The 22673-nt window shown below is 71.7% G+C and carries 21 protein-coding genes; 3 read left to right on the top strand and 18 right to left on the bottom strand.

Features of this window, described 5'->3' with window-relative positions:
* Positions 1-12 precede the first annotated feature (12 nt).
* The 11 genes from nuoK to OG900_16635 are packed head-to-tail and all read right to left on the bottom strand — an operon-like array spanning position 13 to position 10893.
* Positions 13-312, bottom strand: a complete 300-nt coding sequence (nuoK, locus tag OG900_16585) for an NADH-quinone oxidoreductase subunit NuoK (GenBank protein ID WUH91563.1) — start codon at positions 310-312, stop codon at positions 13-15.
* The gene (locus tag OG900_16590) at positions 309-1196 is read right to left on the bottom strand and encodes an NADH-quinone oxidoreductase subunit J (GenBank protein ID WUH95795.1); all 888 of its coding nucleotides are present in this window, start codon (positions 1194-1196) and stop codon (positions 309-311) included. Before OG900_16590 ends, nuoK begins: the two co-directional genes overlap by 4 nt.
* Positions 1196-1849 (bottom strand): NADH-quinone oxidoreductase subunit NuoI, encoded by a 654-nt coding sequence (nuoI, locus tag OG900_16595; GenBank protein WUH91564.1) that lies wholly within the window; start codon positions 1847-1849, stop codon positions 1196-1198. The genes OG900_16590 and nuoI overlap by 1 nt, the downstream gene beginning before the upstream one ends.
* Entirely contained in the window at positions 1842-3233 is a 1392-nt protein-coding gene (gene nuoH, locus OG900_16600; GenBank protein ID WUH91565.1) for an NADH-quinone oxidoreductase subunit NuoH, read from the bottom strand. The genes nuoI and nuoH overlap by 8 nt, the downstream gene beginning before the upstream one ends.
* A complete protein-coding gene (locus tag OG900_16605; GenBank protein WUH91566.1) occupies positions 3230-5710 on the bottom strand; it encodes an NADH-quinone oxidoreductase subunit G in 2481 nt (826 codons plus the stop codon). Before OG900_16605 ends, nuoH begins: the two co-directional genes overlap by 4 nt.
* Positions 5707-7041 carry an NADH-quinone oxidoreductase subunit NuoF gene (gene nuoF, locus OG900_16610; protein ID WUH91567.1) on the bottom strand — a complete coding sequence of 445 codons (1335 nt, stop codon included), beginning with the start codon at positions 7039-7041 and terminating at the stop codon, positions 5707-5709. Before nuoF ends, OG900_16605 begins: the two co-directional genes overlap by 4 nt.
* Positions 7041-7901, bottom strand: a complete 861-nt coding sequence (gene nuoE / locus OG900_16615) for an NADH-quinone oxidoreductase subunit NuoE (protein ID WUH91568.1) — start codon at positions 7899-7901, stop codon at positions 7041-7043. Before nuoE ends, nuoF begins: the two co-directional genes overlap by 1 nt.
* Complete coding sequence (locus tag OG900_16620; protein WUH91569.1) at positions 7898-9235, bottom strand: NADH-quinone oxidoreductase subunit D; 1338 nt, start codon at positions 9233-9235, stop codon at positions 7898-7900. Before OG900_16620 ends, nuoE begins: the two co-directional genes overlap by 4 nt.
* Positions 9232-9954 (bottom strand): NADH-quinone oxidoreductase subunit C, encoded by a 723-nt coding sequence (locus OG900_16625; protein ID WUH91570.1) that lies wholly within the window; start codon positions 9952-9954, stop codon positions 9232-9234. Before OG900_16625 ends, OG900_16620 begins: the two co-directional genes overlap by 4 nt.
* A complete protein-coding gene (locus OG900_16630; GenBank protein ID WUH91571.1) occupies positions 9951-10505 on the bottom strand; it encodes an NADH-quinone oxidoreductase subunit B in 555 nt (184 codons plus the stop codon). Before OG900_16630 ends, OG900_16625 begins: the two co-directional genes overlap by 4 nt.
* A gap of 28 nt (positions 10506-10533) precedes the next feature.
* Positions 10534-10893 carry an NADH-quinone oxidoreductase subunit A gene (locus OG900_16635; GenBank protein WUH95796.1) on the bottom strand — a complete coding sequence of 120 codons (360 nt, stop codon included), beginning with the start codon at positions 10891-10893 and terminating at the stop codon, positions 10534-10536.
* A gap of 568 nt (positions 10894-11461) precedes the next feature.
* On the opposite strand from OG900_16635, the gene OG900_16640 reads away from it, so the two are divergent.
* Positions 11462-12343 carry a C40 family peptidase gene (locus OG900_16640; GenBank protein WUH91572.1) on the top strand — a complete coding sequence of 294 codons (882 nt, stop codon included), beginning with the start codon at positions 11462-11464 and terminating at the stop codon, positions 12341-12343.
* 55 nt (positions 12344-12398) lie between these two features.
* Here OG900_16640 and OG900_16645 read toward each other — a convergent pair whose 3' ends face one another.
* Positions 12399-12866, bottom strand: coding sequence for a pyridoxamine 5'-phosphate oxidase family protein (locus tag OG900_16645; protein WUH91573.1), 468 nt, complete (start codon positions 12864-12866; stop codon positions 12399-12401).
* A gap of 87 nt (positions 12867-12953) precedes the next feature.
* On the opposite strand from OG900_16645, the gene OG900_16650 reads away from it, so the two are divergent.
* Together OG900_16650 and OG900_16655 are read left to right on the top strand one after the other, a co-directional pair.
* A complete protein-coding gene (locus tag OG900_16650; GenBank protein ID WUH91574.1) occupies positions 12954-13391 on the top strand; it encodes a VOC family protein in 438 nt (145 codons plus the stop codon).
* 188 nt (positions 13392-13579) lie between these two features.
* Positions 13580-15418: a serine/threonine protein kinase gene (locus OG900_16655; protein ID WUH91575.1), complete on the top strand. Its 1839-nt coding sequence runs from the start codon at positions 13580-13582 to the stop codon at positions 15416-15418.
* Between the two features lie 9 nt (positions 15419-15427).
* Here the strand turns inward: OG900_16655 and OG900_16660 are convergent, their stop codons facing one another.
* From OG900_16660 to OG900_16685, 6 genes are all read right to left on the bottom strand, one after another.
* The gene (locus OG900_16660; GenBank protein ID WUH91576.1) at positions 15428-15904 is read right to left on the bottom strand and encodes a carboxymuconolactone decarboxylase family protein; all 477 of its coding nucleotides are present in this window, start codon (positions 15902-15904) and stop codon (positions 15428-15430) included.
* Positions 15905-16018: 114 nt separating this feature from the next.
* Positions 16019-17305: a geranylgeranyl reductase family protein gene (locus OG900_16665; protein WUH91577.1), complete on the bottom strand. Its 1287-nt coding sequence runs from the start codon at positions 17303-17305 to the stop codon at positions 16019-16021.
* Between the two features lie 206 nt (positions 17306-17511).
* Complete coding sequence (locus tag OG900_16670; protein ID WUH91578.1) at positions 17512-19236, bottom strand: zinc ribbon domain-containing protein; 1725 nt, start codon at positions 19234-19236, stop codon at positions 17512-17514.
* Positions 19237-19342: 106 nt separating this feature from the next.
* Positions 19343-20050: a demethylmenaquinone methyltransferase gene (locus OG900_16675; protein WUH91579.1), complete on the bottom strand. Its 708-nt coding sequence runs from the start codon at positions 20048-20050 to the stop codon at positions 19343-19345.
* 414 nt (positions 20051-20464) lie between these two features.
* Positions 20465-21655 carry a dehypoxanthine futalosine cyclase gene (mqnC, locus tag OG900_16680; GenBank protein WUH91580.1) on the bottom strand — a complete coding sequence of 397 codons (1191 nt, stop codon included), beginning with the start codon at positions 21653-21655 and terminating at the stop codon, positions 20465-20467.
* 74 nt (positions 21656-21729) lie between these two features.
* Positions 21730-22590: a menaquinone biosynthesis protein gene (locus OG900_16685; protein ID WUH91581.1), complete on the bottom strand. Its 861-nt coding sequence runs from the start codon at positions 22588-22590 to the stop codon at positions 21730-21732.
* Positions 22591-22673 lie beyond the last annotated feature (83 nt).

Raw genomic sequence — 22673 nt, forward strand, 5'->3', positions numbered from 1 at the left:
GTCGCAGCCCCTCTACAGCTTCATGAGATTGGCGTCGTCGACCGAGGCCGAGTGGCGGGAACGGAAGATCGACACGATGATCGCGAGCCCGACGACGACCTCGGCCGCGGCCACGACCATCGTGAAGAAGGCGATGACCTGCCCGTCGAGGTTGCCGTGCAGCCGGGAGAAGGTGACGAACGCCAGGTTGCAGGCGTTCAGCATCAGCTCGACGCACATGAAGACGACGATCGCGTTGCGCCGGATCAGTACGCCCGCGGCGCCGATGGTGAACAGCAGCGCCGACAGGTACAGGTAGTTGGCCGGATTCACTTGGCACCTTCCTCGGCCCGGTCGTTGTCGCGCTCGGCGAGGTCGGCCCGCTCGGTCGTCCCGACCGCGGGGCGCTCGCCCTCGCGCCCGAGCCAGCGCTCGGAGCTCTGCTCCAGGTCGGCCAGCCGCCGCATGGCGTCGCCCGACACGTCGCGGATCTGGCCGCGCTCGCGCAGGGTGGAGCTGACCGACAGCTCGGAGATCGTGCCGTCGGGCAGCAGCGCCGGGATGTCCACCGCGTTGTGCCGGGCGTAGGTGCCGGGCGCGGGCAGCGGGGTGACCTGGCGGCCCTCGCGCACCCTGGCCTCGGACAGCTCGCGCTGGGTGCGGCGCTCCTCGGTGCGCTCCCGGTGGGTGAGCACCATGGCGCCGATGGCCGCGGTGATCAGCAGGGCGCCGGTGATCTCGAAGGCCCAGACGTATGTGGTGAACAGCAGGTGCGCCAGGCCCTGGACGTTGCCGCCGTCCACGGTGTTGGCCCGGCCGAGGCCGGTGAACGTGTCGAGCGAGGCGTTGGCGATACCGGCGATCAGCAGGATGCCGAAGCCCAGCCCGCACACCGCGGCCATCACCCGCTGGCCCTTGAGCGTCTCCTTCAGGGAGTCCGCCGCGGTGATGCCGACCAGCATGACCACGAAGAGGAACAGCATCATGATCGCGCCGGTGTAGACGACGATCTGGACGATGCCCAGGAAGTACGCGCCCTGCGCCAGGTAGAAGACGGCCAGGATGATCATCGTGCCGGCCAGCGACAGGGCGCTGTGGATGGACTTCTTCATCAGGACCGTGCCGAGGGCGCCGAGCACGGCGACCGTGCCCAGGATCCAGAACTGCACGGCCTCGCCGGTGGAGGTCTGCGAGGCGGCGGCGGCCGCGAGCGGCATCATGCCTCCGCCCCCGTTCCGGCCGGAGCCGCGCCGCCGGGGGCGGTGACCCCGGCGTCGGCGACGTTCTCCGCGGCGTCCGGGGAGACCGCCTCGTCCGGCTTCTCGCCCTTGGAGACGGCGACCTGCCGCACGGTGCCGGGCGCGGCCTCGGTGACCAGGCCGCGGTAGTAGTCGCCCTCGTCCGTGCCGGGGAAGATCGAGTGCGGCGACTCGACCATGCCCTCCTCCAGGCCGGACAGCAGCTGCTCCTTGGTGAAGATCAGCGACTCGCGGGTCCGGTCGGCGAGTTCGTACTCGTTGGTCATGGTCAGCGCGCGGGTCGGGCACGCCTCGATGCACAGCCCGCACAGGATGCAGCGGGCGTAGTTGATCTGGTAGACGCGGCCGTAGCGCTCACCCGGGGAGTAGCGCTCCTCCTCGGTGTTGTCCGCGCCCTCCACGTAGATCGCGTCCGCCGGGCACGCCCACGCGCACAGCTCGCAGCCGATGCACTTCTCCAGGCCGTCGGGGTGCCGGTTGAGCTGGTGGCGGCCGTGGAAGCGCGGGGCTGTGGGCTTCTTGTACTCGGGGTACTGCTCGGTGAGCCGCTTCTTGAACATGGCCTTGAAGGTCACGCCGAAGCCTGCGACCGGGCCGAGGAACTCAGGCATCGCCGTCCTCCTGCTTCTCCTGCTCCGGGGCGTCCTGGCCGGATGCGCCGACGAGTTGGGGCTGCGCCCGGCTGGGCCGGCGCGGCACCCGCTGGACCTGCTGCCCTGGCAGCGGCGGCACGGGGTAGCCGCCGGCCATCGGGTCGAACGTGTCCGGTGGGGCCAGCAGTCCGTCCTCGCCGGGCTTCTTCTTGTCCTCGCGGTCCCTGAAGAGGTCGGCGAGCAGCGAGATCAGCAGCAGTACCAGCACCGCGCCGGCGACGTACAGCACGATCTTCGTGAAGTCGTAGTTCTCGTTGCGCATCGCGCGGACCGCGGCGACCAGCATCAGCCAGACCATCGAGATCGGGATGAGCACCTTCCAGCCGAGCTTCATCAGCTGGTCGTAGCGCACCCGGGGCAGGGTGCCGCGCAGCCAGATGAAGAAGAACAGCAGCAGCTGGACCTTGACGATGAACCAGATCATCGGCCACCAGCCGTGGTTCGCGCCCTCCCAGAAGGTGCTGACCGGCCAGGGGGCCCGCCAGCCGCCGAGGAAGAGGGTGGTGGCGACCGCGGAGACCGTCACCATGTTGACGTACTCGGCGAGCATGAACAGCGCGAACTTGATCGAGCTGTACTCGGTGTTGAAGCCGCCGACCAGGTCGCCCTCGGACTCGGGCATGTCGAAGGGGGCGCGGTTGGTCTCGCCGATCATCGTGCAGACGTAGACCAGGAAGGACACCGGCAGCAGGATCACGTACCAGCGGTCGTGCTGGGCGCTGACGATGGTCGAGGTCGACATCGACCCGGAGTAGAGGAAGACCGCCGCGAAGGACAGGCCCATCGCGATCTCGTACGAGATCATCTGGGCCGACGCGCGCAGGCCGCCGAGCAGCGGGTACGTCGAACCGGACGACCAGCCGGCCAGCACGATGCCGTAGATGCCGACCGAGGCGGTCGCCAGGATGTAGAGGATGCCGATCGGCAGGTCGGTGAGCTGCAGCGCGGTGCGCTGCCCGAAGATGGACACCTCGTTGTCGGCCGGGCCGAAGGGCACCACCGCGAAGGCCATGAAGGCGGGGATCGCCGCCACGACCGGCGCGAGGACGAACACCACCTTGTCGGCCCGCTTGACGGTGACGTCCTCCTTGAGCATCAGCTTCACACCGTCGGCGAGCGACTGGAGCATGCCCCAGGGGCCGTGCCGGTTGGGGCCGATGCGCAGCTGCATCCACGCGACGACCTTGCGCTCCCACACGATGGCGAACAGCACGGTCAGCATCGCGAAGGCGAAGCAGAAGACGGCCTTGAGGAGGATCAGCCACCAGGTGTCGCTGCCGAAGAACGACAGGTTCTCGGTGGTGGCGGCCAGCTGGCTCGCGCCGGCGAGCTGTGCGCTCATGAGGACACCTCCGCGGAGATCGCGACGACCTGCCCGGGGCGGGCGCCCACATCGGAGGCGACGCCGGAGCCCGTCGAGTGGAGCGGGAGCCAGACCACGCGGTCGGGCATCGGGGTGACGGCCAGCGGCAGTGTGGTGGTGCCCGCGGGTCCGGTGACGGTGAGCGGTGCGCCGTCCTGCGCGCCCAGTTCGGCCGCGGTGGCCGCGGACAGCCGGGCCACGGCCGCGTGGCGGGTGGCGGCCAGCGCGTCGTCGCCGTCCTGCAGCCGGCCCTGGTCGAGCAGCAGCCGGTGCCCGGCGAGCACGGCCTGGCCGGACTCGGGCCTGGGCAGCGGCACGGAGGACTCCAGCGGCGCGGGCGCGTAGGAGCCCGACCACCCGGACAGCAGGTCAAGCTCGGCGCGCGCGGACCGCACGTCCGACAGGCCCAGCTTCACGTCCAGCGCGTCGGCGAGCATGGTCAGCACCCGGGCGTCGGCCAGCTGGTGCCTGCTGGTGGCCTGGTCGGGCTTGATCGCGGCCTCGAACATCCGCAGCCTGCCCTCCCAGTTGAGGAAGGTGCCGGCCTTCTCGGCGACCGCGGCGACCGGCAGCACCACGTCGGCGCGGTCGGTGACCTCGCTGGGCCGCTGCTCCAGGCTGACGACGAAGCCGGCCGCGTCCAGGGCCGCGCGGGCGCGGGCCGGGTCGGGCAGGTCGGCGATCTCGACGCCGCCGACGAGCAGCGCGCCCAGCTCGCCGGTCGCGGCGGCCTCCAGGATCTCGGCGGTGTCCCGCCCGAAGCGCCCCGGCAGCGTGGGCAGTCCCCACACCCGGGAGACCTCGTCGCGGGCCCGCGGGTCGGTGACCGGGCGTCCGCCGGGCAGCAGTCCGGGCAGCGCACCGGCCTCGACCGCGCCCCGCTCGCCGGCCCGGCGCGGAATCCACGCCAGGGCGGCGCCGGTGGCGGTGGCCAGCCGGATCGCCGCGGTGAAGCCGCCGGGGACGGCGGCGAGCCGCTCGCCGACGAGGATGACGGCGCCTTCGGTACGCAGCGCGTCCGCGGCCTGCCGCCCCGCCTCGTCCAGGCCGACCTCGCCGGCCAGCGCGTCCATCCACTCCGGCTCGGTGCCGGGCGCGGCGGGCAGCAGGATGCCGCCGGCCTTGTCCAGGCCGCGGGTGGCGTGGGTGGCCAGCGCGTACGTCTGCTGGCCGCGCTTGCGGTGCGCCTTGCGGAGCCGCAGGAAGACCCCGGGGGCCTCCTCCTCGGCTTCGAGCCCGGCGAGCAGCACCGCAGGGGCGGCTTCCAGCTTCGCGTTGGTGACTCCCGTGGAGTCCAAATCGAGTCCGCGGCCCGCGACCGCGGCGGCCAGGAAGTCGGCCTCCTCGGCGGAATGCGCGCGGGCCCGGAAGTCCACGTCGTTCGTGCCGAGCACGACCCGGGCGAACTTGGCGTAGGCGTAGGCGTCCTCGACGGTGAGCCGCCCGCCGGGCAGTACCGCCGCCCGGCCGTGTGCCGCGGTCAGTCCTGCCGCCGCGGCGGCGAGCGCCTCGGGCCAGGAGGCCGCGGCCAGTTCACCGTCGGCGCCGCGGACCAGCGGGTGCGTCAGCCGCTCGGGCCGCTGGGCGTAGCGGAAGCCGAAGCGGCCCTTGTCGCACAGCCATTCCTCGTTGACCTCGGGGTCGTTCGAGGCGAGCCGCCGCATGACCTTGCCGCGCCGGTGGTCGGTACGGGTGGCGCAGCCGCCCGCGCAGTGCTCGCACACCGACGGCGACGACACCAGGTCGAAGGGCCGGGAGCGGAAGCGGTACGCGGCCGAGGTCAGCGCGCCGACCGGGCAGATCTGGATGGTGTTGCCGGAGAAGTACGACTCGAAGGGGTCGCCCGCGCCGATGCCGACCTGCTGGAGCGCGCCGCGTTCCAGCAGCTCGATCATCGGGTCGCCGGCCACCTGGTTGCTGAACCGGGTGCAGCGCGCGCACAGCACGCACCGCTCGCGGTCCAGCAGCACCTGGGCCGAGATCGGCACGGGCTTGGCGAAGGTGCGCTTCTTGCCCTCGAAGCGCGAGTCGGGGTCGCCGACCTGCATCGCCTGGTTCTGCAGCGGGCACTCGCCGCCCTTGTCGCAGACCGGGCAGTCCAGCGGGTGGTTGATGAGCAGCAGCTCCATCACCCCGCGCTGCGCCTTTTCTGCGACCGGCGAGGTCAGCTGGGTGCTGATGACCATGCCGTCGGTGCAGGTGATGGTGCAGGAGGCGACCGGCTTGCGCTGGCCCTCGATCTCGACGATGCACTGCCGGCAGGCGCCGACCGGGTCGAGCAGCGGGTGGTCGCAGAACCGCGGGATCTCGATGCCGACCAGCTCCGCGGCCCTGATCACCAGGGTGCCCTTGGGCACCGAGACGGCGATGCCGTCCACGGTGACGGAGACCAGGTCCTCCCGCGGCACCGCGGGCTGCCCAGCGCCGGAGGACGCACTGCTTGTGGTGACGGTCACGCGTGGGCCTCCGTACGGTACTTGTCGGCCCAGGCGGTGGAGCGGGCCGGGTCGAAGGGGCAGCCCTTGCCCTCGATGTGCTCCACGTACTCCTCGCGGAAGTACTTGAGCGAGGAGAAGATCGGCGCGGCGGCGCCGTCGCCGAGCGCGCAGAAGGACTTGCCGTTGATGTTGTCGGCGATGTCGTTCAGCTTGTCCAGGTCCTCGATGCGGCCCTTGCCCGCCTCGATGTCGCGGAGCAGCTGGACCAGCCAGTAGGTGCCCTCGCGGCACGGCGTGCACTTGCCGCACGACTCGTGGGCGTAGAACTCGGTCCAGCGGGTGACCGCCCGCACCACGCAGGTGGTCTCGTCGAAGCACTGGAGCGCCTTGGTGCCGAGCATGGAGCCGGCGGCGCCGACGCCCTCGTAGTCCAGCGGCACATCGAGGTGCTCCTCGGTGAACATCGGGGTGGACGAGCCGCCGGGGGTCCAGAACTTCAGCCGGTGGCCGGGGCGCATCCCGCCGCCCATGTCGAGCAGTTGGCGCAGGGTGATGCCGAGCGGGCCCTCGTACTGCCCGGGGCGGGCGACGTGGCCGGACAGCGAGTAGAGGGTGAAGCCCGGGGACTTCTCGCTGCCCATCGACTTGAACCAGTCCTTGCCGCGCTGGATGATCGCGGGAACCGAGGCGATGGACTCGACGTTGTTCACCACGGTGGGGCAGGCGTAGAGCCCCTCGACGGCGGGGAAGGGCGGGCGCAGCCTCGGCTGGCCGCGGCGCCCCTCCAGGGAGTCCAGCAGCGCCGTCTCCTCGCCGCAGATGTAGGCCCCGGCGCCGGCGTGCACGGTCAGGTCCAGGTCGAAGCCGCTGCCCTGGATGTCGGAGCCCAGGTAGCCGGCCGCGTAGGCCTCGCGGACGGCCTCGTGCAGCCGGCGCAGGACCGGGACGGTCTCACCGCGGAGGTAGATGAAGGCGTGGTGCGAGCGGATCGCGTAACACGCGATGATCATGCCCTCGATGAGGGAGTGCGGGTTGGCGAAGAGCAGCGGGATGTCCTTGCAGGTCCCGGGCTCCGACTCGTCCGCGTTGACCACCAGGTAGTGCGGCTTGCCGTCGCCCTGCGGGATGAACTGCCACTTCATGCCGGTGGGGAAGCCGGCGCCGCCGCGGCCGCGCAGGCCCGAGTCCTTGACGTAGGCGATCACGTCGTCGGGGGCCATCGCGAAGGCCTTGGCCAGCGCCTGGTAGCCGTCGTGCCTGCGGTAGGTCTCCAGCGTCCATGACCGGGGGTCGTCCCAGAAGGCGGACAGTACGGGCGCGAGCAGCTTCTCGGCCGGTTCGACGGTCATCACTCGCCTTCCTCCTCTGCGGCGTTGTCCGCGACCGGGTCCGCCGGGTGGGCCGGGTCGGACTCCGACGTCTGCCGGGGCGCGTCGTGCGAGCCGGCGTGCTCGGCGGGCGACGGGGTGGTGCTGTACGCGGCACCGTCGCCGGGGGGTTCGGCGCGCTGCCCGACCACCCGGCCCTGCGCCTCACCGCGGTGCAGCCGCAGGCCGGCCAGCGACGCGGGACCCGCGCCGCCGCTCGCCTCGACCGCGCCCTCGCGGGTGTCGGGGAAGCCGGCCAGGATGCGGGCCGTCTCCTTGTACGTGCACAGCGGGGCGCCCCGGGTGGGGCGCACCTCGCGGCCGGCGATCAGGTCGTCGACCAGGGCCTTGGCCGACTCGGGGGTCTGGTTGTCGAAGAACTCCCAGTTGACCATCACCACCGGGGCGAAGTCGCAGGCCGCGTTGCACTCGATGTGTTCGAGGGTGACCTTGCCGTCCGCGGTCGTCTCGTCGTTGCCGACGCCGAGGTGCTGCTTGAGCTCGTCGAAGATGGCGTCGCCGCCCATCACCGCGCACAGCGTGTTGGTGCACACCCCGACCTGGTAGTCGCCGCTCGGCTTGCGGCGGTACATGGTGTAGAAGGTCGACACCGCGGTGACCTCGGCTGTGGTCAGGTCGAGCATCTCGGCGCAGAAGCGGATGCCGGTGCGGGTGACGTGGCCCTCCTCGGACTGCACCAGGTGCAGCAGCGGCAGCAGGGCGCTGCGCGATCCGGGGTAGCGGGCGATCACCTCCCTGGCGTCGCTCTCCAGCCGGGCGCGCACGTCGGCCGGGTAGTCGGGGGCGGGCATCAGGGGGATGCCCAGTGACACGTCGGTCATCGGTCGACGCCTCCCATCACGGGGTCGATGGACGCCACCGCGACGATGACGTCGGCCACCTGGCCGCCCTCGCACATCGCCGCCATGGACTGCAGGTTGGTGAACGACGGGTCGCGGAAGTGCACCCGGTAGGGCCGGGTCCCGCCGTCGCTGACGGCGTGCACGCCCAGCTCGCCCTTCGCGGACTCCACGGCCGAGTAGGCCTGGCCCGGCGGCACCCGGAAGCCCTCGGTGACCAGCTTGAAGTGGTGGATCAGGGCCTCCATCGAGGTGCCCATGATCTTCTTGATGTGGTCCAGGCTGTTGCCCATGCCGTCCGGGCCGAGCGCGAGCTGCGCGGGCCAGGCGATCTTCTTGTCCTCGACCATGACCGCGCCCGGCGCGAGCCGGTCCAGGCACTGCTCGACGATCTTCAGGCTCTCGTGCATCTCGGCGAGCCTGACCAGGAAGCGCCCGTAGGAGTCGCAGCTGTCGGCGGTCGGGATGTCGAAGTCGTAGGTCTCGTAACCGCAGTAGGGGTCGGACTTGCGCAGGTCGTGCGGCAGTCCGGCGGCCCGCAGGATCGGTCCTGTGGCGCCGAGCGCCATGCAGCCGGTCAGGTCCAGGTAGCCGACGTCCTGCATGCGGCCCTTGAAGATGGGGTTGCCGGTGGCGAGCTTGTCGTATTCCGGCAGGTTCTTGCGGAAGGTCTTCACGAACTCCCGCACCTGGTCGATCGCCCCGGGCGGCAGGTCCTGGGCGAGACCGCCGACGCGGACGTACGCGTGGTTCATCCGCAGGCCGGTGATCAGCTCCAGGATGTCCAGGATCAGCTCGCGGTCCCGGAAGCCGTAGATCATGATCGTGGTGGCGCCCAGCTCCATGCCGCCGGTGGCGATGCACACCAGGTGCGAGGAGATCCGGTTGAGCTCCATCAGCAGCACGCGGATGACGGTCGCCCGGTCCGGCACCTGGTCGGTGATGCCGAGCAGCTTCTCGACGGCCATGCAGTACGCGGTCTCGTTGAACAGCGGCGTCAGGTAGTCCATCCGCGTCACGAAGGTGGAGCCCTGCACCCAGGTGCGGTACTCCATGTTCTTCTCGATACCGGTGTGCAGGTAGCCGATGCCGGACCGCGCCTCGGTGACCGTCTCGCCGTCGATCTCCAGGATCAGCCGCAGCACCCCGTGGGTGGACGGGTGCTGGGGACCCATGTTGACGATGATCCGCTCGTCGTCGGACTTGCCGACGGTCTCGGCCAGCTCGTCCCAGTCGCCGCCGGTGACGGTGAAGACCCGGCCCTCGGTGGTCTCGCGCTCCTCCGCCGGCTGCGGGGACGCGTATCCGTTCGTCATGAGTACGACCTCCGCTGGTCGGGAGCCGGGATCTGGGCACCCTTGTACTCGACGGGGATGCCGCCGAGCGGGTAGTCCTTGCGCTGCGGGTGGCCCGGCCAGTCGTCCGGCATCATGATCCGGGTGAGCGCCGGGTGGCCGTCGAAGACGATGCCGAAGAAGTCGTACGTCTCGCGCTCGTGCCAGTCGTTGGTGGGATAGACGCTCACCAGCGACGGGACGTGCGGGTCGGTGTCGGGGATGCCCACTTCGAGGCGGATCAGCCGGCCGTGGGTCAGCGAGCGCAGGTGGTAGACGGCGTGCAGCTCGCGGCCCTGCTCGGCCGGGTAGTGCACGCCGCTGACGCCGGTGCACAGCTCGAAGCGCAGCGCCGGGTCGTCGCGCAGCGTGCGGGCGACCCGCACCAGGTGCTCGCGGGCGATGTGGAAGGTCAGCTCGCCGCGGTCCACGACGGTCTTCTCGACCGCCTCGGCCGGCGGCAGGCCCTGCTCGTCGAGGGCGCCCTCCAGCTCGTCGGCGATCTCGTCGAAGACCCCGTCCTTGCCGCCGTAGGGCCGTGAACTGGCGCCGGGCAGCCGTACGGTGCGCACCAGGCCGCCGTAACCGGAGGTGTCGCCGCCGTTGTTCGCGCCGAACATGCCCTTGCGGACGCCGATGACCTCGCCGGGGGCCTGGTCGCGGGGCGCCGGGACGGCGGCTCCGTTGCTGGACTCGCTCATCGCAGGAGCCCCTTCATCTCGATCGTGGGGAGCGCCTTGAGGGCCGCTTCCTCCGCCTCGCGGGCGGCCTCCTCGCGGTTCACGCCGAGCTTGCCGCCCTGGATCTTCTCGTGCAGCTTGAGGATCGCGTCGAGCAGCATCTCGGGGCGCGGCGGGCAGCCGGGCAGGTAGATGTCGACCGGCACGATGTGGTCGACGCCCTGCACGATGGCGTAGTTGTTGAACATCCCGCCGCTCGATGCGCAGACGCCCATCGAGATGACCCACTTCGGATTCGGCATCTGGTCGTAGACCTGCCGCAGCACCGGCGCCATCTTCTGGCTCACCCGGCCCGCGACGATCATCAGGTCGGCCTGCCGCGGCGAGCCGCGGAAGACCTCCATGCCGAACCGGGCCATGTCGTAGCGACCGGCGCCGGTGGTCATCATCTCGATGGCGCAGCAGGCCAGGCCGAAGGTGGCCGGGAAGACCGACGCCTTACGTACCCAGCCCGCCGCGGTCTCCACCGTCGTCAGCAGGAATCCGCTCGGCAGTTTCTCTTCGATACCCATGCGTAGGCTCCCTGGTCCCCTCGGTTCCCTAGTCCCATTCCAGGCCGCCGCGCCGCCATACGTACGCGTAGGCGACGAAGACGGTGAGCACGAAGAGGAGCATCTCCACGAGCCCGAACATCCCCAGGCGGTCGAAGGTGACGGCCCAGGGGTAGAGGAAGACGATCTCGATGTCGAAGACGATGAAGAGCATCGCCGTCAGGTAGTACTTGATCGGGAAGCGTCCGCCGCCGACCGGCTGCGGTGTCGGCTCGATGCCGCACTCGTACGCTTCCAACTTGGCCCGGTTGTACCGTTTCGGCCCGATGATCGAGGCCATGAAAACGGAGAAGATCGCGAAGCCGGCCGCGATGCCCCCCAGGACGAAAATGGGCGCGTAGGCGTTCACCGTCCCCCGCTCCTTCCAGTCGGCAGTGACTGACATGTACGGACCGCGACTTGTGGTGTGTTTCGCCTCACCCTCGGCGACCGGATCGCTCCATGTGAGGCAGTTCACAAGCCCAAGTCGCCTGCATCCTATGCCTCCCGGTCTGTGATCTGCGACACGGGGTAGGGGCCGAGCTTTGTGATCTCCACCACCTGGCCAATGATCATGAAGTCGGATGAGCGGTGATCATGGGGTGGATCATCCGCAAACGATCACTTCACGTGACATCCACGTTAATTCTCGCTGGTCAGAGACCTGCGCTCATTATCAAGCCACGGCAGCGGCGGGCAAATTGGCGATGGACGCGGCCTCGTGATAGCGCCGGGCCGGTTCACCAACGGCCCCTTGGGGCCAAGGAATCACCCGCGTGAATGTGTGCACGAGCACATACGTAACCGGGCATATGAAAATGCCTCAAACCACCCGATCAACAAGATCACGAAACGGGCATTCGAGCCGTGAACACGTCAACTGTGGCGCATCACACCTTTGTTGAACGGAACCATTCATTCCTGATAGCCAGAGACGCATGCCCCACAACAGCCCTCGGACCCCCGAGTCCGCCTCGCATACCCATACCGGCCGCCGGCGGCATGCCGCACCGTCCCGTCCCAACTGGACGCGCCGGGCCGGAATCGTCGGCGGTGTCGTCAGCGCAGTCGCACTCAGTGGTGCGGCGGCTCCGGCCATAGCCGACAACCACTCCCCGAAGTCGCGGGCCGGCGAGCAGGTCTCCGCCCGCACCCTGAGCACCTCGCTGTCGACCCGTGTCACGGGCGGGCAGGCCGCCGACGCGATCGCGCAGGACGCGATCGAGATGTCGATCGCCGCCGCCCGGCAGCAGGCCGCCGACGAGGCCGCCGCCAAGGCGCAGGCGGCGACCGCCGCCGCGGCCCGGCACCGGGCGGCCGTCGCCGCCAAGGCCGCCAAGGCGCGGGCCACCGCTTCGGCCATGGCCGCCTCGCGCTCCGCGAAGCGCACCGCGCTCAAGGCCACGCCGACGTCCTCCACCGCGGCCTCCGCCGCCGCGTCCCCGTCGGTCGCCGCGCCCTCGGGCACGAAGGTCGACAAGCTGATCGCCTTCCTCAAGGCGCAGATCGGCAAGCCGTACGTCTACGGCGCCACGGGACCCGGCTCCTACGACTGCTCGGGCCTGACCCAGGCCGCGTACGCCACGGTCGGCGTCAACCTCCCGCGCACCTCGCAGGAGCAGTCGACCGCGGGCACCCCGGTCAGCCTCAGCAGCCTCAAGGCCGGCGACCTGGTCTTCTGGGGCGGCGAGGGCAGCGCCTACCACGTGGGCGTCTACATCGGCGACGGCCAGTACCTCGACGCGGCGAACCCCTCCTCGCCGGTCGGCATCAAGCCGATGACCTACTCCGAGCCCGACTGGGCGGTCCGGGTCCTCTGACCCCCCGCCCCCCGCGTCCCCGGTCCGGTCCTGCCGGGCCGGGGGCGTACGGGCGTCACACCAGCCAGCGGCCGTCCTTCATCAGCAGCCTGCCCTTCAGCTCGGCCACCGTGCCCCACGCGCGCAGCTCGACCAGGGCGACGCGGTAGAAGTCGTAGCGGTCGGGCTCCTTGCGCGGGTCCCAGCCGTCCTTCGCCGCGAAGGCGTCGCCGACGCCGTCCGGCAGCTCGCCGGCGGTGAAGTCGGTGGCGGCGCCCTCGATGTGCACGACGTCCCGCGTCGTGCCCAGGCACAGCCGCACCGCGCCGGACGCGGCCAGGTTGGCGCCCGTCGGGTTCGTCGGCCGGGTGGACAGCCACACCGCCTCGCCGTCCCACAGATACGTCAGCGGCATCAGCGTCGGCACGCCCGCCGCGTCGGCGGTGGCCACCCACACGTCGAGTTCGGTCTCCAGCAGCCGCAGGGCGTTGCGCTTGCGCTCCACGCGGCCGCGGGCGCCCGCGGGCTGATCGTTCTCCGTCATGCCGGCCCACGTTAGGGCCCGTCCGGGCCGCCCGCATCGGCCGCGAGGCGTAGGACCCCTGTCGGACCCCCGTCATACGCTGCCGCCATGGCCGCCCGAATCGACCTCACCCTCGACGCCGCCCACGCCCCGACGCTGGCCGCCTTCTGGAAGACGGCACTCGGCTACGTGGACGAGCCCCCGCCCGCGCCCTTCGCCACCCGCGCGGAATGGCACGCGTCCTTCGATCCCGCCGAGGACGACTCCGTCGACGACGGCGCCTGGCTCTGCGACCCCGCCGGGGCGGGCCCGCGCCTGGCCATCCTGAAGGTCCCCGAGCCCAAGACCGCCAAGAACCGCCTCCACCTGGACATCCGCGTCCCCGGCCACGGCACCCCCGCGGATCGCCGGCAGCGCATCGAGGCCGAGGCCGCCCGCCTGACCGAGGCCGGCGCCCGCGTCCTCGCACGCTTCGACGGCCACCACGTGGTGATGGCCGACCCCGAGGGCAACGAATTCTGCGTGGCCGCCGGCCCGGCGGCCTGAGACCGCCCGGCCGGGCGGGTGCGCCGGGGTCCACGGCCGGGCGGGACAGCCGGAGTTCGCGCCCGGACGGCCCCGCGTCACCGCCAGGTGGCTGTCGGGGTGCAACTGGGCGACAGGCCACGGGAATCGCCTTGTGGCCGGTAGTCTCCATGCCGCCAGCAGGAACGACGGGGACGAGGCGGTCAGGAATGAGCGGGGCGGAGTCGGGCGAGGTCTTCTCGGCACTCGGGGCGGACGATCCGGCGTCGGTGGGGGCCTACCGCCTGGCGGCGAGGCTCGGGGCCGGCGGGATGGGCAAGGTCTACCTCTCCTACACCCCGGCCGGGCGGCCCGTCGCCATCAAGGTGATCAGGCCGGAATTCGCCGAGGACGCCGAATTCCGGCGGCGCTTCAAGCAGGAAGTGCAGGCCGCGCAGCGGGTGCAGGGCCTCTACACCGCGCCGGTCATCGACAGCGACGCGGACGGGGCGCGGCCCTGGCTGGCCACCGCCTTCGTGCCGGGTCCGACGCTGTCCTCGGCCGTCGCCGGGCACGGGCCGCTGCCCGTGCCGACCGTGCTGCTGCTGGTCGCCGGGATCGCCGAGGCGCTGGAGGCCGTGCACGGCGCGGGGCTCGTGCACCGCGACCTCAAGCCGTCGAACGTGCTGCTCGCCTCCGACGGACCCCGCGTCATCGACTTCGGCATCGCGCGTGCCGCCGACGCCACCGCGCTGACCGGCAGCGGCGTCACCATCGGCACACCCGCCTTCATGTCGCCCGAGCAGGCCGCGGGGCGGGAGATCACCCCGGCCACCGACGTCTTCGCGCTCGGCCAGGTCGCCGCCTACGCGGCGCTCGGCTCGCCCGCGTACGGCGAGGGCCCCTCGCACGCGGTGCTCTACCGCATCGTGCACGAGGAGCCCGACCTCGCCACGCTCCCGGCCGAGCTGCGGCCGCTGGTGAGCCGGTGCCTGGCCAAGATCCCGGCCGAGCGGCCGACGCTTGCCGAGGTCGTACGGATGTGCCAGGCGGCCTCGCAGCAGACCGAGCTGCGCAGGCCGGAGCAGTGGCTGCCCGGTGCGCTGGCCGCGGAGATCCCGGCCAGGCACGTGGCGCCGGGCTCGCCGCCCGCGACCGCGCCGGCCGCCGCCCCGCAGACCCCGCCGCCGCCGGTGACCCGGCCGGACGTGGCGCCGCCCGCGCAGCCGCCCGCCCAACCCGCCGCGCAGCCCGGCCCGCCGGCGCACCCGCCGACGCAGCCCGCGGCGCACCCGCAGGTCCAGTCCGTCCAGCCTGTCCAGCCTGTCCAGCCGCCGTACGTACAGCAGCCGCAGGTGCCGCACCAGGCGTACGGATACCCGCAGCCGCAGACGGCCTACCCCGCGGCGCACCCCATGCCGCAGCCGCCGCCCGGACCGCGGCCGCCCGGCAAGACCAAGCGCAACATCGTGCTGGCCACGGTCGCCGCCCTGGTCGTGATCGCCGGCGCGGTGGGCGGCACCCTCGCGGTGACCGGCGGCAAGGACGACAAGGACGCCAAGGACCAGGCGGGTCCGACGATCACCACGTCGACCACGGCGGCCCCGGTCGACAACCCGTCGGACGAGCCCTCGGCGACGACCGGCGACCCGGCCACCTCCGCCCCGCCGCCGTCGCCCGAGTCGCACCCGGGCATCCAGCTGGCCGACGGCTTCCACCTGGTACTCGCCGACCCCGACCTCAAGCCGACCCAGGGTCTCGACGAGGACATGCACTACTACTGCGGCTCGGAGAGCGACTGCCACTTCTCCACCGACGCCAACGAGTTCGTGCTGCTCGACCCGGGCGAGGAGGGCTCCCTCGACACCTGCCTGAAGGACACCCGCTACACCCGGGAGATCCAGGTGGCCCGCCTGTCGACCGGTTCGCAGTTCTGCGCCACCACCGACAGCACGGTCGCCCTGATCACCTTCCAGCACGCCTCGAAGAGCACCGAGGCCAGTACGTACGCCGTCATCGACGTCACCGTCTGGCGCAATGCGATCCCGCAGTCGGACGACGACGAGTGACCGCCCCGGTCAGCCCGGTTGGCCCGCCTGGTAGGCGCCGCCCTGCATCCTGGTCATGACGCACATGCGGTTGCTGGCGTTGATCAGGCTGACCAGCAGCACCAGGGCGGCGAGTCGGTCCTCGCCGTAGTGCTTGGCGGCGTTCTCCCACACCTCGTCGGTGACACCGCGGCCCGTGTCGGCGAGCCGGGTGCCCTGCTCGGTCAACTCCAGTGCGGCGCGCTCGGCTTCGGTGAAGACGGTGCTCTCCCGCCAGGCCGCGACGAGGTGCAGCCGCTGTGCGGTCTCCCCCGCCGCCGCGGCCTCCTTGGTGTGGATGTCGGTGCAGTAGCCGCACCCGTTGATCTGGCTGGAGCGCAGCATCACCAGGTCCTGCGTCGCCTTCGGCAGCTCCGACTCCCTGATGACCACCAGGCTGGCGGAGCTGAACGGCTTCATCACCCTTGCCGCGAGGGGGATGGCGGCGAGATTCAGACGGGGTTCCATGAGAAGTCCCTTGCGTTGTCGGTAGGTCGGGCAGGTCGTGCGTGACACGACCTGTGACGAGACAGCGCAAGGGGCTGTGACACAGCCGTCCGGGCGGCCGGACGGCGGTGCGGGTCAGGCGCGGGGGGTGATCTTCGTCAGGCCGTTGATGATGCGGTCCATCGCGTCGCCGCCGGTCGGGTCGGTGAGGTTGGCGAGCAGCTTGAGGGCGAAGCGCATCAGCATCGGGTGGGTCAGGCCGCGTTCGGTGCAGAGCTGGAGGACCTTGGGGTTGCCGATCAGCTTCACGAAGGCGCGGCCGAGGGTGTAATAGCCGCCGTAGGTGTCCTTGAGGACCTTCGGGTAGCGCTGGAGGGCCAGTTCGCGCTGCGCGGAGGTGGCGCGGGCGTGAGCCTGGGTGATGACGTCGGCGGCGAGCTGGCCGGATTCCATCGCATAGGCGATGCCCTCGCCGTTGAAGGGGTTGACCAGGCCGCCCGCGTCGCCGACCAGCAACAGGCCGCGGGTGTAGTGCGGTTGGCGGTTGAAGGCCATCGGCAGGGCGGCGCCGCGGATCGGCTGCGTCATGTTCTCCGGGGTGTAGCCCCAGTCCTCGGGCATGCCGGCGACCCACGCCTTGAGCACGTCGCGCCAGTCCAGCTCGCGGAAGGCGGCGGAGGAGTTGAGGATGCCGAGGCCCACGTTGGAGGTGCCGTCGCCGAGGCCGAAGATCCAGCCGTAGCCGGGCAGTTGGCGCGGCTGCTCGCCGCGCCGGTCCCACAGCTCCAGCCAGGACTCCAGGTAGTCGTCGTCGTGCCGCGGCGAGGTGAAGTACGTCCGCACCGCGACACCCATCGGCCGGTCCTCGCGCCGGTGCAGGCCCATCGCCAGTGACAGCCGGGTGGAGTTGCCGTCGGCGGCGACGACCAGCGGGGCACTGAAGACCACCGGGGTCTTCTCCTCGCCGAGCTTGGCGTGCACGCCGGTGATACGGCCGGTGCGCTCGTCGGTGATCGGGGCGCCGACATTGCACCGCTCGTACAGCCGCGCGCCGGCCTTGACCGCCTGCTGCGCGAGCAGGTCGTCGAAGTCCTCGCGCTTGCGCACCAGTCCGTAGTTCGGGTAAGCGGCCAGCTCCGGCCAGTCCATCTCCAGCCGCAGGCCGCCGCTGATGATGCGCAGGCCCTTGTTGCGGAGCCAGCCCGCCTCCTCGGAGATGTCGATGCCCATCGACACCAGCTGCTTGGTCGCCCGGGGCGTGAGCCCGTCCCCGCACACCTTCTCGCGCGGGAAGGCGGTCTTCTCCAGCAGCAGGACGTCGAGGCCCGCCTTCGCCAGGTAGTACGCGGTCGTCGAACCGGCGGGGCCGGCGCCGACGACGATCACGTCGGCGGTGCGCTCGGACAGGGCGGTGTCGGGCACGGTGGCACTCCCGTTTGGGGCGAGGACGACTTTTCGTTTGCGGGTCTGCGGCACCGGGTCGCGGCCCGGGCTGCCCCGAGTCTATGAGCAGCCCCGGCCCCGCCGCTCCGGTGGGGCGGCCCGCGCGTCCCGCCGGGCGTGCGTCCCGGCCGCAAGTCCCCTGGTGGGGGTCACTCGTCAGGGACCCGCGCGTCCCTGACGGGTCGCTACCGGTGGCGGCCGCCCCCTTCGTCGCGGCGGGTCCTGTCGTCGCCGCTCAGCCGGGGCGGCTGGACGATGCCGAGGTCGTGGACCTCGGGCGTCTGCGGGGCCTGCGGCGCGTGCGTCGCCTGCGTCGACTGCGTCGACTGCGGCGGGACGTAGGGGAAGGGGGGCGGGGCGTACGGGGAGGGGGCCGCGGGACCGGCCGGGAGCGGCGGGGCCAGGCCGAGGGCGCGGCGGACGTACGTGGCGGCCAGGACGCCGCCGAGCGACCACAGCAGGGCGAAGAAGAGGGCTTCAGGGACCGCGGAGCCCAGCGAGGTCTGCGCGGAGACGAGGCCGCCGCCGACGCCGGCGAGCGCGTTGGAGTCGCCGCTCTTGGCGCCGCCGATCACCACCAGCGCGGCGAACATCCCGGTGAAGACGCCGGCGACGGCGAACTGCTCGCCCCGCCCGCGGGTGCGCCCGGTCGCCAGCAGGCCGATGACCAGCGCGCACAGCGCACCGCCGACGACGGCGAGCACGGTCGCCCAGCCGTCCCAGAAGTGGCTCAGATCCGACAGGCCGAAGGGGTGGCCGAATCCGTTGCTGCCGCCCCCGCCGTAGTGGATCTTGAAGGGCGCGCCCCAGCCGAGCGCGAGTCCCGACAGGCCGAGGTTGGGCAGCACCGCGGCCAGGACGACCAGGGTGTCGCCGTCGACGCCGTTGTCCATATTGCCCAGGGCGACCACGAGAACCACGACGCTCGCGAACAGCACGGTGGTCAGCAGCGCGATCCCCGCGGTGCCGACAACCCGCCAGGCGGCGCCGAACCGCGCGCGCAGCGCGGGTCCGTCGAGGACGACCAGCGCGGTCACCAGGCTGAGCAGGAAGGACCACAGCATCACCCGGAAGGGGCCGGTGTGGATCGCCACGCCTTCGAGGCTGCCCTGGGCGACGAAGGCGAGCACGGTCGCCGCGGCCGCGCTGAGCAGCGCGACCCTGACCGCCGCCTCGGGACCCGAGTGCCGCCCGCGCATCGAGCGCAGCACCAGGACCAGGGCGAGCAGCCACAGCATGGTGAAGGTCAGCGGGACGATCGCCGCCGAGCCGGACGCGGAACCCGCGCCGCACATTGGACCGAAGTCGCTGTAGCCGTCCGAGTCGCCGAAGTCGCCCGAGCCGTCGCCGAAGTCGCCCGAGCCGTCGCCGAAGTCTCCGGAGCCGTCGCCGTAGTCCTCCGAGGAGCCGCTGGAATAGTCCGAGCAGTCGGAGTCGCTGTTGCCGAATATCTCCGGGGCGTTCTGGTGGGTGCTCAGGTGGCCGCCGAGGCCCTGGACGACCAGGGCGAGCGCGATCCGGCTGCGCTTGAACCAGCCGACCGACGAGCCCCGCAGGGCGTGCTGCGACCAGGCGCCCAGGCCGCCGGACACCACCAGCAGCACGAGCGCGGGCACGACCGCGGCCAGCACCGCGCCGTCCCAGCGGCCCGCGAAGACCCGGCGGGCGAACTGCGCGGCCGGCGACGGCGCCCCGGGGACCGGCGGAGGCGGGGGTGGCGGCGGGGGGTACGCGGGTCCCGCGCCGGGATACGCAGCCGTCGGCTCATACGCCGGGGGCGCGGGCGGCGCGGCATGCGCCGGGGTGGGCGGCACGGCAGGAGGCGGCGCCGGCAGCTCGCGGCCGCACTTCGGGCAGAAGCGCGCGGAGGTGTCGGAGACCGGGTTCCCGCAGGCGGGGCAGAACGACATGGGCCACTCCGGGGGTCGCGGGGATCGGGCCTCCCCGGCACAGTCACCGCAGACTAGGGGGCCGCCGACGCCCGCCGCACCGGAATGGCGTACTCCTCAAGACGGCTCAACCGCCCGCCGGGGCCGCCTTCTTCGCCCGGTGCAGCGCCACGATCCCGCCGGTCAGGTTCCGCCAGGCCACTCCGGACCACCCCGCCTGCTGCATCCGCCCGGCCAGCGCCTTCTGGTCGGGCCACTCGCGGATGGACTCGGCGAGATAGACGTACGCGTCCGGGTTGCTGCTCACCGACTTGGCCACCGGCGGCAGCGCCCGCATCAGGTACTCGGTGTAGACGGTGCGGAAGGGGCGGAAGGTCGGGTGGCTGAACTCGCAGATCACCAGCCGCCCGCCGGGCCTGACGACCCGCAGCATCTCGCGCAGCGCCGCATCGGTGTCGTGCACATTGCGCAGCGCGAAGGAGATGGTCGCGGCGTCGAAGACGCCGTCGGCGAAGGGCAGCCGGGTCGCGTCGCCCGCGGTCAGCGGCAGCTCGGGGTGCCGCTTCTTGCCCTCGCGGAGCATCCCGAGGGAGAAGTCGCACGGCACGACGGCGGCGCCCGCCGCGGCCAGGGGCAGCGAGGAGGTGGCCGTCCCCGCGCCCAGGTCCAGCACCCGCTCCCCCGGCGCCACGTCCAGCGCCTGGGCGACGGCCCGTCGCCACAACCGGGTCTGCCCGAGCGACATCACGTCGTTGGTCAGGTCGTACTTGGCGGCGACGTCGTCAAACATCGCGGCCACTGCCTGCGGCTGCTTCTCCAGGGATGCACGGGTCACCCTCCCACCCTATGCGCCCCGACGGCGCCCCCGTCTTCCCCCTTGCGGCAGGGGCTGCCACTCCCCCGGCACGGTGCCTGTGCGGTGCCCCTTCCGGGCCGCGGTGGGTGCGGGGCTCCCCTTCGGTAAGGGGGTGCCTGACAGTGGCGCGGGGAACTGCGCGCTCAGCCCACCACCGGCCGGTGGCCCGGCACGGACCGGACAGCCCCTTTCGGACGGCGGCGACCCGCGCGCCGGTGGGGCCTGGTCGCGCAGTTCCCCGCGCTCCTGGGATGGTGGCGGTCCGTCGCCACACGACGGTGAGTGGGTCGTTGCGCGCGCAGTTCCCCGCGCCCCTGAGGGGCGCCCCCCTTGCCGAAGGGGAACCGCACGCCCCCCGCACGGGGATGGGCGCGCCATCGGAGGACGGAACAGCTAGCGCTCAGCGAGGAGGCGGAGTTCGGGGTGGGCCGTGCCGCCCGGGATGGCGGTGGAGGAGAGGTGGGAGACCACGTGGTCGTCCACGGGGTCGTTCGCCGGGTCGTCGTGGATGACGAGGTGCTCGTAGGTCGTCGCGCGCTGCGCGGGCACGCGCCCGGCCGCCCGGATGAGATGGATCAGCTCCATCCGGTTGGAGCGGTGCTTGGCGCCGGCCGAGGAGACGACGTTCTCCTCCAGCATGACCGACCCGAGGTCGTCCGCCCCGTAGTGCAGCGACAGCTGCCCGACCTCCTTGCCGGTGGTGAGCCAGGAGCCCTGGATGTGGGCGACGTTGTCCAGGAAGAGGCGGGCGATGGCGATCATCCGCAGGTACTCGAAGAGGGTGGCCTGCGTCTGGCCCTTGAGGTGGTTGTTCTCCGGCTGGTAGGTGTACGGGATGAACGCGCGGAAGCCGCCCGTGCGGTCCTGGACGTCGCGGATCATCCGCAGGTGCTCGATGCGCTCCGCGTTCGTCTCGCCGGTGCCCATCAGCATCGTGGAGGTGGACTCCACGCCGAGGCCGTGCGCGGTCTCCATGATCTCCAGCCAGCGCTCGCCGGACTCCTTGAGCGGCGCGATGGCCTTGCGGGGCCTGGCGGGCAGCAGTTCGGCGCCAGCGCCGGCGAAGGAGTCCAGGCCGGCGGCGTGGATACGGCGGATGGCCTCCTCGGCGCTGACCCCGGAGATCCGCGACATGTGCTCGATCTCCGAGGCGCCGAGCGAGTGGATCACCAGCTGCGGGAATTCCCGCTTGATCGCGGCGAAGTGCTCCTCGTAGTACTCGACGCCGTAGTCGGGGTGGTGGCCGCCCTGGAACATGATCTGGGTGCCGCCCAGTTCGACGGTCTCCGCGCACCGGCGCAGGATGTCGTCCAGGCCGCGGCTCCAGCCCTTCGCGGTGTCCTTCGGGGCGGCGTAGAAGGCGCAGAACTTGCACGCCGTGACGCACACGTTCGTGTAGTTGATGTTCCGCTCGATGATGTACGTCGCGATGTGCTCGGTCCCGGCGTAGCGGCGGCGGCGCACGGCGTCGGCCGCGGCGCCCAGCGCGTGCAGCGGGGCGTCACGGTAGAGGACGAGGGCCTCTTCCGGGGTGATACGGCCGCCGTCGGCGGCGCGTTCGAGGACGGCTGCGATGTCGCTCACCAGGGAGGTCCCTTCCGGAAGGAGCAAGACGAGGGGCGTGCGGGTGACCGGGTCAGCCTACGCCGACCGGCGGGTCAGGCCGGGGGCAGCAGGCTCACCCGGGTCTCGCGCGGGAAGCCGACCCTGCGGGCGAATTCGCCGATGCCGGCCAGCTGCTCCGCGCCGAGGGAGAAGTCGAGCGTGGTGAAGTAGCGGCGCAGCAGGTCGGCGTCGAAGGCCTCCCAGTGCGCGGCCTGCTCGGCGATCTTCTCGACCTCGTCGAGCGACAGGTCGCGGGAGGCCAGGAAGGCGCGGTGCACGTCGTGGACGGCCTCGGGGTGCGCGGCCAGGTAGTCGCGGCGGACCGCCCAGATCGCGAAGACGAAGGGCAGCCCGGTCCAGTCCTTCCACATCTGCCCGAGGTCGTGGACCTCCAGGCCGAGCCGGGGCGCGTCGTGCAGCGAGGCGCGCAGGGCGGCGTCGCCGATGAGGACGGCGGCCTGCGCCTCCTGCATCATCAGCGCGAGATCGGGCGGGCAGCGGTAGTAGTCGGGGGCCACCCCGTAACGCTCCGTGAGCAGCAGCTCGGCGAGCCGCACCGACGTACGGCTGGTGGAGCCCAGGGCGACCCGCTCGCCGCCGAGCCGGTCCAGCGGGACCTGGCTGACGATGACGCAGGACATGACGGGGCCGTCGCAGCCCACCGCGATGTCGGGCAGCGCGACCAGCTCGTCGGCGTGCCGCAGGTACTCCATGAGGGTGACGGGGCCGATGTCCAGGTCACCGTCTATGAGCTGCTTGCTCAGCTTCTCCGGGGTGTCCTTGGTGAGCTGCATGTCGAGCAGCGTGCCGGTCCTGGCCAGGCCCCAGTAGAGCGGGACGCAGTTGAGGAACTGGATGTGGCCGACCCGGGGCCGGGTCGGACCGCTGCCGTCCGTACGCGCTGAAGTGTCCACCTGGTGGACGCTACTCCTGGTGTCCGCGGGACCCGTGCAGGGCCCCCCGCGCGGCCCTCCGCGTGACCCGTAAAAACGGATCT

This window comes from Streptomyces sp. NBC_00433 (assembly GCA_036015235.1).
GTDB lineage: Bacteria > Actinomycetota > Actinomycetes > Streptomycetales > Streptomycetaceae > Actinacidiphila.

Excerpts from the sequence above, each read along its gene's own strand:
- OG900_16625 (WUH91570.1), bottom strand. The coding sequence starts at position 9,954 with ATGAGCGAGTCCAGCAACGGAGCCGCCGTCCCGGCGCCCCGCGACCAG.
- OG900_16620 (WUH91569.1), bottom strand. The coding sequence starts at position 9,235 with ATGACGAACGGATACGCGTCCCCGCAGCCGGCGGAGGAGCGCGAGACC.
- OG900_16660 (WUH91576.1), bottom strand. The coding sequence starts at position 15,904 with ATGGAACCCCGTCTGAATCTCGCCGCCATCCCCCTCGCGGCAAGGGTG.
- OG900_16630 (WUH91571.1), bottom strand. The coding sequence starts at position 10,505 with ATGGGTATCGAAGAGAAACTGCCGAGCGGATTCCTGCTGACGACGGTG.
- OG900_16645 (WUH91573.1), bottom strand. The coding sequence starts at position 12,866 with ATGACGGAGAACGATCAGCCCGCGGGCGCCCGCGGCCGCGTGGAGCGC.
- nuoI (WUH91564.1), bottom strand. The coding sequence starts at position 1,849 with ATGCCTGAGTTCCTCGGCCCGGTCGCAGGCTTCGGCGTGACCTTCAAG.
- OG900_16640 (WUH91572.1), top strand. The coding sequence starts at position 11,462 with ATGCCCCACAACAGCCCTCGGACCCCCGAGTCCGCCTCGCATACCCAT.
- nuoF (WUH91567.1), bottom strand. The coding sequence starts at position 7,041 with ATGACCGTCGAACCGGCCGAGAAGCTGCTCGCGCCCGTACTGTCCGCC.
- OG900_16590 (WUH95795.1), bottom strand. The coding sequence starts at position 1,196 with ATGCCGCTCGCGGCCGCCGCCGCCTCGCAGACCTCCACCGGCGAGGCC.
- nuoE (WUH91568.1), bottom strand. The coding sequence starts at position 7,901 with ATGACCGACGTGTCACTGGGCATCCCCCTGATGCCCGCCCCCGACTAC.
- nuoH (WUH91565.1), bottom strand. The coding sequence starts at position 3,233 with ATGAGCGCACAGCTCGCCGGCGCGAGCCAGCTGGCCGCCACCACCGAG.
- OG900_16670 (WUH91578.1), bottom strand. The coding sequence starts at position 19,236 with ATGTCGTTCTGCCCCGCCTGCGGGAACCCGGTCTCCGACACCTCCGCG.
- OG900_16655 (WUH91575.1), top strand. The coding sequence starts at position 13,580 with ATGAGCGGGGCGGAGTCGGGCGAGGTCTTCTCGGCACTCGGGGCGGAC.
- OG900_16650 (WUH91574.1), top strand. The coding sequence starts at position 12,954 with ATGGCCGCCCGAATCGACCTCACCCTCGACGCCGCCCACGCCCCGACG.